The organism is Lacrimispora sp. (genome assembly GCF_046972725.1).
Taxonomy (GTDB): domain Bacteria; phylum Bacillota; class Clostridia; order Lachnospirales; family Lachnospiraceae; genus Lacrimispora.
This window is the reverse complement of record NZ_JBKVXF010000006.1, coordinates 16235-33400: the sequence shown is the minus strand read 5'-3', so window position 1 is coordinate 33400 and position 17166 is coordinate 16235. Positions and strand designations below refer to the sequence as shown.

Here is a 17166-nt window from a genome sequence, read left to right as displayed (position 1 = left end):
TCAGGTCATGAAAAACAGGTTCCTATTGGCAGCGTTGTTCGCAGCCATATGTGTGTCCACCGGGTGTTCGGACGGGCAGCAGGTATCGGAAACTCCTGCTGCCACCCGGTCCCAGGCCACAGAAGCCATTGTTAAGCCCACGGAAAGCCCGGCAACGGAAGCGGCTTTAGAGAAAGAAAGCGCAAAAATCATGGTTGCTTCGGATATGCATTATCTGGCAAAGGATTTAACGGATTTACAGGAAAGCTTCCAATATACAGTGAATCACGGCGATGGAAAGGCCATGCAGTATATCTGGGAGATCACAGATGCGTTTATTGCAAAGGTGAAGGAAGAACATCCCGATATTGTAATTCTCAGTGGAGATTTAACCTTTAATGGCGAAAAGGAAAGCCATAAGGAATTTGCAGAAAAGCTTCATGAGATAGAAGCTGCCGGGATTCCTGTCATTGTCATGCCCGGAAATCATGACATTAACAATCCTCTGGCTGCCCGGTTTACCGGTGATACTTCCCAGCAGGCACAGTCGATCACCTCTCAGGAGTTTGAAGAAATATATCAGGATTTCGGCTACAATGAAGCAGTCAGCCGGGATTGTGCGTCATTAAGCTATGTTTACCAGATCAATGACTCCACCAGAGCTATGATGCTTGATACCTGCCAGTATGAGCCAAAGAATCTGGTCGGCGGAATGGTACGGGACGATACCTATGACTGGATTGAAGAACAGATGGAAGCAGCTTATGAGCTGGGAATGAAGGTGATTCCCGTAAGCCATCATAATCTTCTTGATGAAAGTGAAGTTTATCTGCAGGACTGTACCATAGAACACAGTGAGCAGTTGATTGACCAGCTGGAAAGCTGGGAGGTGCCTTTGTATCTAAGCGGTCATCTGCATGTCCAGCATTATAAGCGGTCATCGGAGGATTCCGGAATCTATGAGATAGTTACCGGTTCCTTATCGACGCCTCCATGCCAGTATGGAGTATTGAACTATGATGAGGATGGCAAATTCCGCTATCATACCCAGGCCCTTGATATGAAGGCCTGGGCTCAGAGTACAGGAAACACCGATAAAAATCTTTTGAATTTTGAAGATTACGGAAAGAGGTTTCTAAGCAAGGTCTTTTATAATGAAGCTCAGGATGAATTTGACCGGCTGGAATCCATGAAAGGCCTGACCAGATACCAGAGAGACCAGATGGCAAAGGTCTATGCGGAACTGAGTGCTGCCTGCTCTGCAGGAAAAGTAGTGGATATACGGGAGAATGCCATGAAAAAGACAGGGTATAAGATGTGGATGGAGGAGGGATACCAAAGCATTTTGTCCCAGTATCTGGAGTGGATTACAGCTGATGGAATCAGGGACTACAATGTATTGAATGCAGAATGATGGGAAAGTCGTCTTAAACAGTTCTTTTTTATTTCACTGAAAGATATAATTCATTAAGAATAAGTGTCAGGTAGAGAATGTGAAATTAAAAAAATGGGAACCGTTTATGGCGGTGATTTTGCTGGTATTGGTCTATGTAATCTCAAGCCATGCCGGGAAGATGACGGCAGGGGTCAGTGTAAAGGCTGGAAAAGAAAAACCAGTCGTTGTGATCGATGCCGGACATGGTGGAAATGATCCGGGAAAGATCGGGATCGATGGAACTCTGGAAAAGGACATCAATTTACAGATCGCAAACCGGCTGAAAAAATATCTTGAAGCATCTGATGTGGAAGTTGTGCTTACAAGAAAGAATGATAATGGACTTTATACGGAAAAAGACAACAGAAAAAAGATGGCCGATATGACAAAACGGTGTGATATTATCAATGAAGTCAACCCGGCTCTTACTGTCAGCATTCATCAGAACAGCTATCATCAGGAGGAGATTTCCGGAGGACAGGTATTTTATTATAAGAAATCGGAAAAAGGGAAACGGCTGGCTGAGATTTTACAGGAACGGTTTGATTATGTTCTGGGAGAAAAAAACACCAGACTGCCGAAACCTAACGATAATTATTATCTGCTCCTTCATGTAAAATCTCCGATTGTAATTGTAGAATGCGGATTTTTGACGAACTGGAAAGAAGCGGCTTTATTAAAGTCTGATGAATATCAGGACCGGGTGGCATGGACCATTCACATGGGTATTATGGAATATTTAAATGGAAAATAAGTGGATTACATAACAATTCCTGCCCCATAGGAAAAGAGGCAGAAGAGGAATGGCATCTCTTCGAGATTATGTGGATGCCTCACCCCTTCTGCCTCTTTTCTGGTTGACATAATTGAAACCGGCATTTATTAAATACTGTTATTTATCGGACACGGTAGAGGCTACAGGAACTTCCTGGCTGCCAGGTTCTGACGCATCCTCAGTCATTGCAGTAATAGACTCCATAGATTCTCCTAATTTGTCTGCGATTTCAGATGGCAGTTTTTTGGACTGGCGTTCCAAAGCCATAATTTTTTCTATCTTAGATGAAGTATTACCAAGCCCGTAATGAATTTCAGAACTCAGGACACTGATATTTCCGTCAATTCTATTTTTTACTGAGGCAATAACCTTTGCCTGATTCGTTCCATTGGACAATGCGTTCAGATTACCTAATTGTTCCTTTTGAATATCTTCTTTTGTTTTAGGTTCTTTGTAACCCGTATCTGCCTTGTCATCCTCTTTTTTGCCTGTCATGTCGTCGGTTTGAAGCTCATTAATCTGCTGGTCAATGTCTTTCATCTGCTGTTCATAATCCTTTAGCTTTGCGTCAAGACCGGAAGCTTTGCTTTCCGCTGCGGAATTTAGCAGGGATTGTTTTTGTTCCTGTAATAATTCCTTTTGTTTTAGCAACTGTTCGATCATACTCTGCTTTTTTCCTGTGGATGAAATTGTGACCGTATCGATATGAGTATTTTCCTCTTTTTTACCATTTAAAACACGGTTTTTAAGTGCAGCTGAACGGTTTATGGACTGGATATGCAAATCCCCAGACGATGCACTCAATTTTCCAATGTACATAACATGTCCCCCCCCCTTTGTATTTTCTTTATAATATATCGGTCCGTAATGACTTTATATAAGAAAAATGAGGAAATGATAAATTACCAATGGTAAATCCTTTTAAATGAAATTATAAAAGAAATATCTTGTTTTTCCTACAGATCTCCCTCATTTCCTCCGGCCAGATGCTGGCCTGTACCTCACCCACATGGGCCCGGTCAAGGAGAAGCATACAGAGCCGTGATTGTCCGATGCCTCCTCCAATGGTGCAGGGAAGTTCTCCGTTTAAGAGCATTTTGTGGTAAGGAAGCTGGCTGCGGTTCTCGCAGCCGGCCTTTTTCAGCTGTTCTGCCAGAGAAGTCTCATCCACACGGATGCCCATGCTGGATATCTCCAGGGCACAGTTTAACTGTTCAAACCAGAACAGGATATCCCCGTTTAACTGCCAGTCATCGTAATCAGGAGCTCTTCCGTCATGAGGCTCTCCGCTTTTTAATTTGTCACCGATCTTCATAAGGAAGACACAGCCGTATTCTCTGGTGATTAAGTTTTCCCGCTCCTTCGGTGTTTTTGATGGGTAGCGGTCCTCCAGTTCCTGGGAGGTGATAAAGGTAATGTCTTCCGGGAGATGTTTTACCGCGTTGGGGTATTTGTACCACACTTCATGTTCCATATGCTTGATGATCTTAAAGATGGTTCTTACGGTCTGCTTTAATGTATCCGGATTGCGTTCCTCTCTGGTAATCACTTTTTCCCAGTCCCACTGATCCACGTAGCAGGAGTGCAGGTTGTCAAAGTCTTCATCTCTCCGGATGGCGTTCATGTTTGTATAAAGTCCTTCGCCGGGCTGAAATCCATATTCATAAAGGGCCATGCGCTTCCATTTGGCCAGAGAATGGACCACTTCCATGGTTTGTCCCGGAATCCCGGCAAGATCAAACTGCACCGGCCGTTCTACTCCGTTTAAGTTATCATTTAAGCCGCTGTTTCTGTCTACGAACAGGGGAGCCGATATTCTCTCTAAGTTCATTTCCTTTCCAAGTTCCTTCTGAAAGGTATCTCTTATGTATTTGATGGCTTCCTGTGTTTCACGAACGGTCAGCCTGGGGTCATAGTTTTTCGGTATGATCAGTTTCAAGGTGTATCCTCCCAAGTAAAGTGTTTCTAACATGGTACCATTTTTAGGAAAAGGCTGCAACAATTGTTTCTGTTTTCACAGGCTGCAGGCCCCTTCTCTGTCAGCAAAGAAGTTGCATGGTGACTGGGCCTGTGATATGATAAATGGAAGTGAAAAGGAGCAATGTCATATGGTAACAGAACGAATTTATATAGAAGATAAGGAGCATCCGGAGGAAGAGCAATTAAAGAAACCTGCGGAGATATTAAAAGCCGGCGGATTGGTGGCATTTCCCACAGAAACCGTATACGGACTGGGAGCCAATGCGTTAAATGAAGAGGCAGCTAAAAAAATATATGCGGCAAAGGGAAGGCCATCGGATAATCCTTTAATTGCCCACATTGCAGATTTTAAGGACCTGCCGGAGCTCGTGTTACAAGTTCCGGAGGCTGGTAAAAGGCTGATGGAAGCTTTCTGGCCGGGGCCTTTGACACTTATTTTTCCAAAGAGCCGTCTGGTTCCCTACGGGACTACCGGGGGGCTTGATACGGTGGCAGTCCGTATGCCGTCTGATCCGGTGGCCAATGCGCTGATCCGTCTGGCAGGTGTGCCCATTGCAGCACCCAGTGCCAATACTTCAGGCCGGCCCAGTCCCACCACCGCAGATCATGTGTGGCAGGATATGAATGGAAAGATCGAGATGATCGTAGACGGCGGAGCGGTAGGCATCGGTGTGGAGTCCACCATCATTGATGTGTCCGGCAAGGAGCCCATGATCTTAAGGCCCGGAGCCGTCACAAAGGAGATGGCATCTAAGGTTCTGGGACGGGAGATCCGTCTCGATCCTGCCATTATTTCCGGCCCTATGAGCCCGGAGATGAAACCAAAGGCACCGGGAATGAAGTATAAGCATTATGCCCCGAAAGCGGATCTGACCCTGGTGGAAGGGGAACGGGAGGCTGTGGCAGAGACCATAAACCGTTTAGTAAAAGAAAAGTTATCAAAGGGATTCCGGGTAGGAATCATCTGTACGGAGGAAACCAGGGAATACTATCATGACGGCCTGATAAAAAGTATGGGATTGCGTACAAAAGAAGAAACGATCGCACATAACCTTTATGCGGTATTAAGGGATTTTGATGATTGGAATGCAGATTTTATCTTCTCTGAGAGCTTTGCAGACACCCATTTGGGACAGGCTATTATGAACCGGCTGGTAAAGGCCGCCGGTTATCATATCATACAAACCGATTAGGAGGAAATTTTTATGACTGGAAAGAGAAAAGATTATATTACATGGGATGAATATTTTATGGGAGTTGCAGTCCTTTCCGGAAAACGTTCCAAGGACCCAAGCACCCAGGTAGGTGCCTGCATCGTAAGCGAGGACAATAAGATATTATCCATGGGCTACAACGGGTTTCCCATGGGCTGTTCTGACGATGAGTTCCCATGGGGAAGAGAGAATGAGGAGGACGATCCTTACAATACCAAATATTTCTATTCCGCTCACAGTGAATTAAATGCTATTCTTAATTACAGGGGAGGAAGTTTGGAAGGGTCCAAGCTTTATGTCACTTTATTCCCCTGCAACGAATGTGCAAAGGCGATCATCCAGGCAGGTATCAAGACCGTAGTATACGCCTCAGATAAGTATGCCGGAACGCCTGTGGTCAATGCATCAAAACGCATGTTAAATGCGGCAGGAGTCCGGTATTACCAGTACCAGCCTACCGGAAGAAAAATAGAGATCGAGGTTTAGCATGGAATTTTTACTGGCGGCGCTCAATGCCAAATACATCCACTCCAATCCGGGGATTTACAGCCTGAAGGCCTATGCAGAAGCGTATGTGGAAGAACCGGAATTAAAGGATGGAAGATTTCAGATCGGGATAGGAGAATATACCATCAACAACCAGCTTGATGATATCTTAAAGGATATCTATTTAAGAAAGCCGGATGCAGTGGGATTCTCCTGCTATATCTGGAATATGGCTTATGTTTTGGAACTGGTCCGGGACCTTCCAAAGGTTCTCCCCCAAGTGGAGATCTGGCTGGGAGGTCCTGAAGTATCTTACGATGCAGCAAAGATCCTTCGCCGGGAACCGGGAGTTTTCGGAATCATGATGGGAGAAGGAGAAGAGACCTTTAAAGAAGTGGTGCGCCGCTATATAAAAGGCAGTCCCAGGGATTTTACCGGTATAGACGGGATTGCCGTAAGGGATAAAAACGGGATTCCGGTGGAAAGTCCGTTAAAAAAGGCGGTGGATATGAGCCGGATTCCATTTTTCTATGAGGATCTGTCCGGGTTTGAAAACAGGATCATCTATTATGAAAGCAGCAGAGGCTGTCCGTTTTCCTGCAGCTACTGTCTATCTTCCATTGATAAATCCGTACGTTTTCGTGATACCCAGATGGTCCTGAAAGAACTGGATTTTTTCCTTCAAAAGAAGATTCCTCAGGTAAAATTCGTGGACAGGACCTTTAACTGCAACCACCAGCACACCATGGCGGTCTGGCGTCATCTGCTGGAGCACGACAACGGAATCACCAACTTTCATTTTGAGATTTCCGCAGATCTATTGACCGAAGAGGAACTGGAACTGATGTCACGGATGAGACCTGGGCTGATACAGCTTGAAATCGGTGTCCAAAGCACCAATCCGGATACCATAAAGGAAATCCGGCGAAGCATGGATCTTTTAATCTTAAAGGAGATTGTAAATAAGATCAACCGGTTTGGAAATATCCATCAGCACCTGGATTTAATTGCGGGACTTCCTTATGAAGATTATGAAAGCTTCCGCAGGTCCTTTAATCAGGTCTATGACATGAAGCCGGAACAGCTGCAGCTTGGATTTTTAAAGGTTTTAAAAGGTTCCTTTATGTCTGAAAAGGCAGAGGAATACGGCGTAAGATTTAAGGAACAGGCGCCCTATGAAGTACTTTCTACCAGTTGGCTTAATTACGGAGAAATCTTAAAATTAAAAAATCTGGAAGAAATGTTAGAGGTTTACGGAAACAGCGGCCAGTTTCGGACGACCATGAATGAACTTATAAAAGAATTTTCATCCCCTTTTGATATGTTTGAGGCTCTTGCCGAATACTATGATAAACAGAAGCTGACAGGTATCAGTCACAGCCGTATGGCACGTTATGAGATTCTGGAACGATTCATCAAGCAGCTAATACCGGAAAAGCTTCCCATGTATCAGGATCTTCTGGTATATGATTTATATTTAAGAGAAAATTTAAAAAGCCGTCCCCGTTTTTCTGCGGATCAGGAACCGTATAAAGAACGGATAAAAGTATTTTTTACAGAGGAAGCAAAAAGCCTTGCTTATTTAAAAGAGGGATATGAAGGATATGAGGCCAGACAGTTGATGAAGATGGCGCATGTGGAGGTATTCCGGGACGGACGGGCGGTGCTTTTTGACTATAAAAAGCGGGATGCCCTGACCCATAATGCGGCTGTTTATGAAATCGGCATTTGGAGGAATGAATGGCAGGAAAAGAAACGAAAGCAGAATTAAGAGAACGGGTGACAAAGGTCCTTGCAGCGCTTGACCGGGAATATGGAACGGAATATATCTGTTATTTAAACCATGAGACGCCCTGGCAGCTGTTGATTGCCGTTATTTTAAGCGCCCAGTGTACCGATGCCAGAGTAAACATGGTAACAGCAGATTTATTTAAGAAATACGATTCTGTGGAAAAGTTTGCAAACGCAGATCAGAAAGAGCTGGAAAAAGACATACATTCCCTCGGCTTTTTCCGCATGAAAGCAAAGAATATTATCGCCTGCTGTCAGAAGCTGATGGAACGGTTTGGCAAAGAAGTGCCCAGGACCATAGAGGAACTGACCTCCCTTGACGGAGTCGGAAGAAAGACGGCCAATGTCATCCTTGGCAATATATATAACGAACCCAGCATTGTGGTAGATACCCACGTAAAGAGGATTTCCAGAAAGCTGGGATTTGCAAAATCAGAAGATCCGGAAAAGATCGAATATGAGCTGATGAAGGTTCTTCCCAGGGATCATTGGATCTTATGGAATATACAGATCATTACACTTGGCAGATCCATCTGTGTCGCCAGAAATCCTAAGTGCAGGGAATGCTTTTTAAAGGAGCTCTGTCCCGGCGCCCAGGAAAAGATCTCTTAGGAGAGGGGAATAAAAACGTGGTTTCATCCTATGTTGCGTTAGATTTGGAAACAACAGGTCTTGATCCGAAAAAAGATAAGATCATGGAGATCGGCGCCGTTTTGGTCATTGACGGAGTCATAAAGGATACTTATGAAACCTTTGTCAATCCTTACCGGAAGCTGGAAGAGCGGATATCGATGCTCACAGGGATAAGGGATGACCAGCTTTACAATGCTCCGGGAATTGAAGCGGTGATCGGCGAGTTTTTGGATTTTGCCGGGAACCTGCCGGTACTGGGCCATCATGTGATTTTTGATTTCAGTTTTTTAAAGCGTGCGGCAGTCAATGCAGGACGTGGATTTGAACGGCAGGGAATCGATACCTTAAAGCTTGCCAGACGGTTTATGCCGCCGGAAGAAAAGAAAAATTTAAAAAATGCCTGTGAATTTTTTGGAATCAGACAGGAATCAAGCCACCGTGCACTGGCTGACAGTAAGTCCGCTCATCTTCTGTATCAGGAGATGAAAAACAGGTACGGCAGCAAAGAACCGGAAGCATTTGGATTACAGCCCTTGATTTACAAGGCAAAAAAGGAACAGCCAGCCTCAAACAGGCAAAAAGAACACTTGCAGGATTTATTAAAATATCATAAAATAGTTTTATCTGTGCAAACGGATCATTTATCCAGAAATGAAATATCGAGGATTACGGATAAAATCATATCACAGTATGGAAGAATATAAGAGAGGTGGGATACAACATGATTAACTTTAACAATAAAAACAACAGAAAATTAATGTCAGCGATTTTAATTGCAGTGGTAGTTTTATTAATTATTGCGATGGTACTTCCTATGATGCTGAGCTTTATGTAGATCATCGGGGGTTAATCACATCATACACAACAGAGCATGAGGAATGAATATGAAAAAGAAAACTTTATCCATAACCCTGGCGGCTGTCGTAATGGCGGCGGGAATTGGATTTCTCTCTCCGGTATATGTTATGGCCGATACCCTTCCGGATGGAATTTATGTCGGGGAGTATAATTTAGGAGGTATGACGGAAGAAGAAGCCAGTCAGAAGATTCAGGAACTGGTAAATGAAATGGAAAATCAGAAGATTACATTGATGGTTGACGGACAGCCCATGGAGACAACGGCAAAAGAACTGGGATTCCATTGGAGCAATCCGGAAGCGGTGAATCAGGCTGCATCCTCCTGGCAGGGAGGAAACTTAATCAAGCGGTATCTAAATAAAAAGGATATCGAAAAAAACCATGTGATCATTCCGTTAGAAACAGCTCTTGACGATGGAAAACTGGAAGCCTTTATCAATGAAAAATGTGCTTCCGCTGTGGTTCAGCCCCAGAATGCCACCATTGTCCGTAATAATGGTGCTTTTGAAGTTACCCCGTCCGTCACTGGAAAGAATGTGGATATTGCTGCGACAAAAGATGCCCTTAATGCCGCTCTTGCCAACGGGCTTAAGGAGCCTGTAACAGCAACTGCGGTAGTTTCCGAGGTGAAGCCGGGGATTACCACAGAAGATTTATCCACCATCCATGATGTGCTTGGAACATTTTCCACCAGCTTTTCTTCCAGCGGAGCTTCCCGTTCCAAGAATCTGCAGGTAGGTGCCGGAAAGATCAACGGCCGTGTTCTTATGCCGGGAGAGACGTTATCCGGGTATGAGTGCATGCACCCATTTACTGTTTCCAATGGATATGCGACTGCGGCTGCATATGAAAACGGTCAGGTAGTAGACAGCGTTGGCGGCGGGGTGTGCCAGATATCCACCACACTTTATAATGCCGTACTCCGTGCCGAGTTAGAGGTCGTTCAAAGACAGAATCATTCCATGCTGGTAAATTACGTAAAGCCTTCCCAGGATGCGGCCATTGCCGGAACATATAAGGATTTAAAGTTCAAGAACAATTACAGCACTCCGATTTATATAGAGGGGTATACCTCAGGGAAGACGATTACCTTTACCATCTATGGAAAAGAGACCAGGCCGGCAAACCGCACCTTTGATTTTGTATCAGAGACTTTAAGTGTCACCAATCCGGGGGCTCCAAAAGAAGTGGTAGATCCTGCCATGGCTCCGGGGACCAGAAAGCAGGTTCAGTCTGCCCATACAGGTATCAAATCAAGACTGTGGAAGGTCATATATATTGACGGTGTGGAACAGAGCCGTGAAATCCTTCATACCGATACTTATAACCCTTCAAAGGCAATCATAAAGGTAGGGCCTGCAGCACCTGCCTCCGTAACACCGGTACCGAACCCGGCAGAGCCCCAGGAGACCCAGCCGCCAGTACCGGAAACCGAATCTCAGCCGGCAGAAACCAGTGCTCCTGTCACAGAAGGACCTGCCGCCCCAGAAGAAACGGTTTTGCAGGGACCTGGAGTACAGGCAGAATAACATGAAGCGGATTGAAAGAGAAAATACCGGGTCAATAAGGCCCGGACAGGATCTGGTAGTGGCCGGTTTTGCCGGCCTTTCCGGAACCCTTAAGATTGTGGAACATAAAAAAAATGAACTGTATCAGTGGTTTTCCAAGGACTATGTGGACCGGATTCAGGAACTGGAAGAAAACCTTCCAAAACCGGATTTAAAAGTATGGGAAAAGTTCGGTGCCACGGAATTGGAGCCTTCCGGAGAAGGCGGGATCTTAAAGACCCTTTGGGATTTATCCGGTGCCTATATGACAGGAATCCGGTTTTCCCTCCGCCGGATTCCAATCAGACAGGAAACCATTGAGATTTGCGAGCGGTACGATTTGAACCCGTACCGCCTTTTCTCCGCCAGCTGCCTGCTTCTTACGGCTGATAACGGGGCAGACCTGGTGACTGCCATGAAAGAACAGCAGATCCATGGAGCTGTTATCGGGAAGGTGACAGAGGGCATCGGGCGGATCATCGACCATGGAGATGGTGTCGGATATCTTGACCGTCCGGTAGAGGATGAGCTTTACAAGGTTCTAAAATGATGCCTAGAAAAAAACAGGAGGTAAGGATATGAGGGAAAAGATATTGGCAATCATAGAAAAAAACAGCAGGATAGACCTAAAGGATTTAGCCATTCTGCTGGGGGAAAGCGAGACTGCTATAGCCAATGAGATTGCTGAAATGGAAAAAGAACATATCATTTGCGGATACCACACGCTGATCAACTGGGATAATACCAGCGACGAAAAGGTTGTGGCCCTGATCGAGGTAAAGGTAACACCTCAAAGAGGTATGGGGTTTGATAAAATTGCGGAGCGTATCTATCAGTATAATGAAGTCAATGCCGTTTATCTGATGTCCGGTTCTTTTGATTTTACGGTATTCATTGAAGGAAAGACCATGAGACAGGTGGCCCAGTTCGTTTCTGAGAAGCTGTCTCCTATGGAATCTGTTTTAAGCACAGCCACTCATTTTGTCCTTAAAAAGTATAAGGACCACGGAACCGTTCTTGCTGAAGAGACGCCGGATGAAAGGATGCTGATTACACCGTGAGAAATCCATTATCAGACCGAATCGTAGAGATTCCTTCTTCCGGAATCCGTAAATTTTTTGACATTGTCAGTGAGATGAAGGACGCCATATCCCTGGGGGTCGGCGAGCCGGATTTTGATACCCCCTGGCATATCAGAGAAGAAGGAATCTATTCTCTGGAAAAAGGCCGTACCTTTTATACCTCCAATGCAGGACTCCGGGAACTGAAAGTGGAAATCTGCAATTACTTATGCAGACGCTTTGAAGTTACCTATGACCCGGACCATGAGGTCATAGTTACTGTAGGCGGCAGCGAAGCCATTGACATTGCTCTTCGTGCCATGCTCAATCCCGGCGATGAAGTATTGATTCCTCAGCCAAGCTATGTATCCTATGTGCCATGTACCATTCTGGCCAACGGCGTTCCGGTCATCATTGATCTGGAAGCAAAAGATCAGTTCAAGCTGACCAAAGAGAAGCTGTTGGAAAAAATCACAGAAAAGACAAAGGTGCTTGTGCTGCCATTTCCCAATAACCCTACAGGCGCGGTTATGACGGCGGAAGAACTAAAGGATATTGTGGAAGTTGTCATAGAAAAAGATTTATTTGTAATATCCGATGAGATTTATGCGGAACTGACTTACGGCGGTGAACATACTACCATTGCGGCATTTCCGGGAATGAAGGACCGTACCGTATTAATCAATGGATTTTCCAAATCCTACGCCATGACCGGCTGGAGACTTGGGTATGCGGCAGCTCCCAGAGTGATCTCAGAGCAGATGTTAAAGATTCATCAGTTTGCCATTATGTGCGCCCCCACCACCAGCCAGTATGCGGCCGTAGCGGCACTGCGTGACGGGGATAAAGATGTGGAGGCAATGAGGGAATCCTATGACCAGAGAAGACGGTATCTGATGCATGCCTTTGAGGAGATGGGACTGGAGTGTTTTGAACCTCACGGAGCCTTTTACACATTTCCCAGTATCAAACGGTTTGGCATGACGTCTGATACGTTTGCCACCAGGCTTTTACAGGAAGAAAAAGTAGCGGTCGTACCGGGAACAGCATTTGGAGACTGCGGAGAAGGCTATCTTCGTATTTCCTATGCATATTCCTTGAAGAATTTAAAAGAGGCCTTAGGCCGTATGGAACGCTTTATTAAGAGACTTGACGGAAAGGCGTAAGAGATATGAATATCGTATTATTAGAACCGGAGATGCCTGCCAATACCGGCAACATCGGGCGGACCTGCGTGGCTACGAACACTAAGCTGCATCTGATAGAACCTCTTGGGTTTAAGCTGAATGACAAGCTTATCAAGCGTGCAGGACTGGATTACTGGGATAAGCTGGATGTAACGGTTTACAGCGATTATCAGGATTTCCTGGACCGGAATCCAGGCGCAAGGATTTATATGGCTACCACAAAAGGACTTCATGTCTACAGTGATGTAGAGTATGACCCGGACTGCTTTTTGATGTTCGGCAAGGAAAGTGCAGGGATTCCCGAAGAGATTCTTCTTGGGAACCAGGACCGCTGCATCAGGATTCCCATGTGGGGAGACATTCGGTCCCTGAACCTATCGAACTCTGTTTCCATTGTACTTTATGAAGCCTTGAGACAGAACGGGTTTGAACATATGACCATGCAGGGAGAGCTTCATCAGCTCCACTGGAAGGAATCATAAGCGTCTTAGACAAGCTCCCTGTATTTTCCAAAAAGCTGCATTGGTTTTTACATGGCCTTTACTATAATATGGTGACAGGATTTTTTTTCTTTCGATATAATCAGAAGTGCAAATCTATATTTCTGGAAAGGAAAAGGAATCCGCTAAATGATAAAAACCTATGTTGTGGATACGAATGTACTGATTCAGGCCCCTTACGCCCTGTATTGTTTCGATGACAATCAGGTGGTTCTTCCGGTAGTGGTTTTGGAAGAATTGGATAATTTGAAAAAGGCAGAAGGAGAAAAAGGAGCCAATGCCAGAACAGCAATAAGGATTTTGGAAACGCTTCGCCATAAAGGGGATCTGCTGTCCGGAGTGAAACTGGAACACGGCGGGACTCTGCGAGTCGAAAAGAATTGTGTGGATGTGGAGCTTCCGCCGGATTTGCCGGATGATAAGATGGATAACAGGATATTGAAGGTCTGCAAGGGACTGGAAGGCGATGTGGTTCTTGTGACCAAGGATATCCTGCTGAGAATCAAGGCGCAGATCATCGGCGTCAAAGCAGAGGATTTTACAACGGAACAGGTACCTGAACGGGAAGAACAATATCCCGGCAGAGCCGAGGTTTATGTGCCGGAAGATAGTTTTAAGGAGTTCAAGAAAAAAGGAATCCCATCGGAATGTGTTTATATAATGGATGAAGCCGGGGAACGAAAGATACCACAGCTGCAGCAGAATGAGTTTGTGATCTTAAAAGCAGACCAGTCCAATAAAAAGACTGTTTTGGGAAGAGTCAGCGGCAGCCGGATCCTACCTCTGGAATATGGAAAACAGAAGCCTTATGGAATATCACCAAGGAATGCAGGGCAGTATTTTTTACAGGAAGCGCTGATGCAGCCGGCGGAAGCAGCTCCATTGGTGATCGTAAAAGGCATGGCAGGAACGGCTAAGACCTTTTATTCCCTGGCCGTAGGTTTGGAGAAGCTGTTGAACAATCCTACCGGTGAATACCGGAGAATCATCGTCAGCCGCCCCAATGCCCAGTTTGATTCCGATATCGGATTTCTTCCGGGAGATGAGCAGGAAAAGATATCTCCCCTGATGCGTCCGGTCATCGATAATCTGGAGCAGCTCATTGATTCCAACGAAGAGAAACGGTATGAAAAGGAAGAAGAACTGGCGGGAAAAATCGATGAGATCTTTGACCGGGGATTGATAAAGACCGAGGCTTTGAATTATATCCGAGGACGCTGTATCGTACAGACGTATTTAATCATTGATGAAGCACAGAATATGACTCCCAATCAGGTAAAGGGGATCATTACCCGTGCCGGAAAGGGAACAAAGATCATACTTCTTGGCGATCCAAACCAGATCGACCGTCCATTCTTAGATGAGAGGACCAATGGACTCAGTTATGCGGCAGAGCATATGAAAGGTAGCTCCCTGTGCTGGCAGATCACCCTGACAGCCGAGGAATGCGAACGCTCCTTACTGGCCATGGATGCGGTAAAAAGGCTTTAAAAAGTGATTGGAAATCAGATAGAAAAGCTGCATAGAGGAAGAAACAAAGAAAGAAGAGGCTGGCCTGCTTTCGGGCATCCTCTTCTTTCTTTGTTATAGATTCGTAGATTTTGGAAGGCTGAAGATAAATTCCGACCCTACCCCTTCTGTGCTGATCACGTCGATGTTCTCCCCATGAGACTGAATGACTTCCCGGACAATGGCAAGCCCAAGGCCGGTACCTTTCTTGTCCTTTCCTCTGGATACATCGGTCTTGTAAAAACGTTCCCAGATTTTTTTGATGCTGTCTTTAGGAATTCCGATTCCCTTGTCCTTCACAGATATAAAGATCTTCTCATATTTGCCGGAAGCCTGAATGTAGATGGTGGAATCCGTATGGCTGAATTTAATGGCATTATCAATGAGATTATAAAGAACCTGCTGGATTTTTCCAAGGTCCGCATAAACCATCTGTATGCTGTCGGAAAACGTCAGGTCAAAGGTGATGTTCTTTTCCGTACAGGTTCCCTCAAAGGAAGCCGCAGTGTCCTTGATTACCCGGTTGATATCAAAGTTGGTGCGGTTTAGATATCCCTTGCTGTCCAGGGAGTTAAGCGTCAGCATGCCCTGGGTCAGCTTGTTTAACCGTTCTGTTTCTGAAATCACCCGGTTTAAATATTTTTCCTGCATCTGTGGCGGAATGGTTCCGTCTAAGATGGCTTCCAGATACCCCTTGATGGAAGTAAGGGGAGAGCGGAAATCATGGGAAACATTGGCAATGAAGTTTTTTTGGTATTCCTCCATTTTTCCCAGCTCACTTGACATATAGTTTAATGTAGCGGCCAAATATCCCATCTCGTCTCTGGTATTTACCCCAATATGATAGGTCAGATTTCCCTGTGCGTATTCATTGGCACCGGCAGTGATCTTTTTTAATGGAACATACACGTTCTTCGTAAATACAAGAAGAATGATCAGAGATAAGCCGAAAATCACGGCAGCACTGATGTAAACAATGTTTAAAATGCCGTCCCTCTCCATTTGCAGAAATGATAAGGGAAGGTGAATCACCACATAACCGTAAGTGGTATAATTTCCGGTAATGGGAGCATGAACACTTAGCACATCATAGGAAAACTGGTTGTAGTAATTGCCGATGGTATAGGATTTATTCCCCATGGAGGTAGGATCAAAGTTATCAATGATCTTGCCTTCTTTGTCAGCGGCAGCACTGTCAGCAACAATTTTTCCCTGTCGTTCCACGATCCATATCTGGGCGTTTAAATAATCTGCCTGGTGGACAAGCTCCGGATAGGAAGAGGAAACGTCGATATTTTTTCCGTGATACATGCCGCTGTAGGAGGAGGCAATCTTATTGGCTTCATCGTACAGGCTTTCGGAATGCTGCTTTAGTAAGTACTGGTTTGTTATTTCCGAAGAAAAGGTGGCAATGGTAATAAACCCAAGAAGTCCAAACAGCAGATAGCCCAGAATGAACTTGGTATAGAGAGAATGTGTCATTTAACGCTTCACCTCAAACTTGTAGCCGATTCCCCACACCGTAGTCAGCGCCCAGCCTGCATGATCCTTGATCTTTTCCCGCAGCCGTTTGATGTGGACATCTACGGTTCTGGTATCTCCGATATACTCATATCCCCAGATATGGTCTAACAGCTGCTCTCTTGTAAACACCTGATTGGGAGAGGAGGCCAGAAAGTATAAAAGCTCCAGTTCCTTTGGCGGCATCTCAATGGAATGCCCCATATAAATGACGGAATAGTTGGTCAAATTAACGATCAGATCCGGATATTCCACATAATCCCCCTGCTGGTCCGCATGGGCGGCAGCCTGGGAAGGAACGGTCTGGTAACGTCTTAAAACTGCCTTTACACGTGCCACCAGTTCTTTGGAGTCAAAGGGCTTGATCATATAATCATCAGCACCCAGCTCCAGTCCCAGGACCTTATCAAATACCTCCCCCTTTGCAGACAGCATGATGATGGGAACCTGGGATAGAGCCCGGATCTTCTGGCAGACCTGATAGCCGTCCATACCCGGCAGCATCAGATCCAGTAAAACCAGGTTGGGCTTAAACTCCGGAAATACCCGGAGCGCCTCTTCCCCGTCCCCCACAATCTCTGTGTCATAGCATTCCTTTATTAAATATAAGGAGATCAATTCAGCGATGTTGCTGTCATCATCTACGATCAATATCCGCTGTTTCTCTGCCATAATAGACTCCATTTCTAA

17 protein-coding genes are annotated in these 17166 nt (G+C 45.3%); 13 read left to right on the top strand and 4 right to left on the bottom strand.

Annotation, left to right across the window (positions count from 1 at the left end; translation table 11 throughout):
- The first annotated feature begins 7 nt into the window (after positions 1-7).
- Both ACLTWA_RS17250 and ACLTWA_RS17245 read left to right on the top strand, forming a co-directional pair.
- Positions 8-1393, top strand: coding sequence for a metallophosphoesterase (locus ACLTWA_RS17250; RefSeq protein ID WP_412329137.1), 1386 nt, complete (start codon positions 8-10; stop codon positions 1391-1393).
- Between the two features lie 79 nt (positions 1394-1472).
- The gene (locus ACLTWA_RS17245) at positions 1473-2168 is read left to right on the top strand and encodes an N-acetylmuramoyl-L-alanine amidase (RefSeq protein WP_412329136.1); all 696 of its coding nucleotides are present in this window, start codon (positions 1473-1475) and stop codon (positions 2166-2168) included.
- Between the two features lie 138 nt (positions 2169-2306).
- Here the strand turns inward: ACLTWA_RS17245 and ACLTWA_RS17240 are convergent, their stop codons facing one another.
- Both ACLTWA_RS17240 and asnA read right to left on the bottom strand, forming a co-directional pair.
- Positions 2307-3008, bottom strand: a complete 702-nt coding sequence (locus tag ACLTWA_RS17240; protein ID WP_412329135.1) for a hypothetical protein — start codon at positions 3006-3008, stop codon at positions 2307-2309.
- Positions 3009-3120: 112 nt separating this feature from the next.
- Positions 3121-4128 carry an aspartate--ammonia ligase gene (gene asnA, locus ACLTWA_RS17235; protein WP_412329134.1) on the bottom strand — a complete coding sequence of 336 codons (1008 nt, stop codon included), beginning with the start codon at positions 4126-4128 and terminating at the stop codon, positions 3121-3123.
- A 169-nt stretch (positions 4129-4297) separates the two neighbouring features.
- Between asnA and ACLTWA_RS17230 the strand changes: the two genes are divergently transcribed.
- From ACLTWA_RS17230 to ACLTWA_RS17180, 11 genes are all read left to right on the top strand, one after another.
- On the top strand, positions 4298-5362 hold the full coding sequence (locus tag ACLTWA_RS17230) for an L-threonylcarbamoyladenylate synthase (RefSeq protein ID WP_412329133.1): 1065 nt from the start codon (positions 4298-4300) through the stop codon (positions 5360-5362).
- 12 nt (positions 5363-5374) lie between these two features.
- Positions 5375-5869, top strand: coding sequence for a deoxycytidylate deaminase (locus ACLTWA_RS17225; protein ID WP_412329132.1), 495 nt, complete (start codon positions 5375-5377; stop codon positions 5867-5869).
- Between the two features lies 1 nt (position 5870).
- Positions 5871-7640: a B12-binding domain-containing radical SAM protein gene (locus tag ACLTWA_RS17220; protein ID WP_412329131.1), complete on the top strand. Its 1770-nt coding sequence runs from the start codon at positions 5871-5873 to the stop codon at positions 7638-7640.
- A complete protein-coding gene (gene nth, locus ACLTWA_RS17215; protein WP_412329130.1) occupies positions 7610-8272 on the top strand; it encodes an endonuclease III in 663 nt (220 codons plus the stop codon). Before ACLTWA_RS17220 ends, nth begins: the two co-directional genes overlap by 31 nt.
- A 17-nt stretch (positions 8273-8289) precedes the next feature.
- Positions 8290-8997 (top strand): PolC-type DNA polymerase III, encoded by a 708-nt coding sequence (locus ACLTWA_RS17210; RefSeq protein WP_412329129.1) that lies wholly within the window; start codon positions 8290-8292, stop codon positions 8995-8997.
- 180 nt (positions 8998-9177) lie between these two features.
- A complete protein-coding gene (locus tag ACLTWA_RS17205; protein ID WP_412329128.1) occupies positions 9178-10680 on the top strand; it encodes a VanW family protein in 1503 nt (500 codons plus the stop codon).
- 1 nt (position 10681) lies between these two features.
- Entirely contained in the window at positions 10682-11248 is a 567-nt protein-coding gene (locus ACLTWA_RS17200; RefSeq protein WP_412329127.1) for an AIR synthase, read from the top strand.
- A 28-nt stretch (positions 11249-11276) separates the two neighbouring features.
- Entirely contained in the window at positions 11277-11759 is a 483-nt protein-coding gene (locus ACLTWA_RS17195) for an Lrp/AsnC family transcriptional regulator (protein ID WP_412329126.1), read from the top strand.
- Positions 11756-12925: an aminotransferase class I/II-fold pyridoxal phosphate-dependent enzyme gene (locus tag ACLTWA_RS17190; protein ID WP_412329125.1), complete on the top strand. Its 1170-nt coding sequence runs from the start codon at positions 11756-11758 to the stop codon at positions 12923-12925. The genes ACLTWA_RS17195 and ACLTWA_RS17190 overlap by 4 nt, the downstream gene beginning before the upstream one ends.
- Before the next feature lie 5 nt (positions 12926-12930).
- A complete protein-coding gene (gene trmL / locus ACLTWA_RS17185; protein ID WP_412329124.1) occupies positions 12931-13428 on the top strand; it encodes a tRNA (uridine(34)/cytosine(34)/5-carboxymethylaminomethyluridine(34)-2'-O)-methyltransferase TrmL in 498 nt (165 codons plus the stop codon).
- Positions 13429-13575: 147 nt separating this feature from the next.
- Complete coding sequence (locus ACLTWA_RS17180) at positions 13576-14937, top strand: PhoH family protein (protein WP_412329123.1); 1362 nt, start codon at positions 13576-13578, stop codon at positions 14935-14937.
- A gap of 93 nt (positions 14938-15030) precedes the next feature.
- On the opposite strand, the gene ACLTWA_RS17175 is transcribed toward ACLTWA_RS17180, so the two are convergent.
- Together ACLTWA_RS17175 and ACLTWA_RS17170 are read right to left on the bottom strand one after the other, a co-directional pair.
- A complete protein-coding gene (locus tag ACLTWA_RS17175; RefSeq protein WP_412329122.1) occupies positions 15031-16437 on the bottom strand; it encodes a sensor histidine kinase in 1407 nt (468 codons plus the stop codon).
- Positions 16438-17148 carry a response regulator gene (locus ACLTWA_RS17170; protein WP_412329121.1) on the bottom strand — a complete coding sequence of 237 codons (711 nt, stop codon included), beginning with the start codon at positions 17146-17148 and terminating at the stop codon, positions 16438-16440.
- Positions 17149-17166: the final 18 nt, after the last annotated feature.

Coding starts and splice junctions, on each gene's coding strand:
- ACLTWA_RS17250 (WP_412329137.1), top strand. CDS start 8: ATGAAAAACAGGTTCCTATTGGCAGCGTTGTTCGCAGCCATATGTGTG.
- ACLTWA_RS17240 (WP_412329135.1), bottom strand. CDS start 3,008: ATGTACATTGGAAAATTGAGTGCATCGTCTGGGGATTTGCATATCCAG.
- ACLTWA_RS17230 (WP_412329133.1), top strand. CDS start 4,298: ATGGTAACAGAACGAATTTATATAGAAGATAAGGAGCATCCGGAGGAA.
- ACLTWA_RS17225 (WP_412329132.1), top strand. CDS start 5,375: ATGACTGGAAAGAGAAAAGATTATATTACATGGGATGAATATTTTATG.
- ACLTWA_RS17220 (WP_412329131.1), top strand. CDS start 5,871: ATGGAATTTTTACTGGCGGCGCTCAATGCCAAATACATCCACTCCAAT.
- nth (WP_412329130.1), top strand. CDS start 7,610: ATGGCAGGAAAAGAAACGAAAGCAGAATTAAGAGAACGGGTGACAAAG.
- ACLTWA_RS17205 (WP_412329128.1), top strand. CDS start 9,178: ATGAAAAAGAAAACTTTATCCATAACCCTGGCGGCTGTCGTAATGGCG.
- ACLTWA_RS17200 (WP_412329127.1), top strand. CDS start 10,682: ATGAAGCGGATTGAAAGAGAAAATACCGGGTCAATAAGGCCCGGACAG.
- ACLTWA_RS17195 (WP_412329126.1), top strand. CDS start 11,277: ATGAGGGAAAAGATATTGGCAATCATAGAAAAAAACAGCAGGATAGAC.
- trmL (WP_412329124.1), top strand. CDS start 12,931: ATGAATATCGTATTATTAGAACCGGAGATGCCTGCCAATACCGGCAAC.
- ACLTWA_RS17180 (WP_412329123.1), top strand. CDS start 13,576: ATGATAAAAACCTATGTTGTGGATACGAATGTACTGATTCAGGCCCCT.
- ACLTWA_RS17175 (WP_412329122.1), bottom strand. CDS start 16,437: ATGACACATTCTCTCTATACCAAGTTCATTCTGGGCTATCTGCTGTTT.
- ACLTWA_RS17170 (WP_412329121.1), bottom strand. CDS start 17,148: ATGGCAGAGAAACAGCGGATATTGATCGTAGATGATGACAGCAACATC.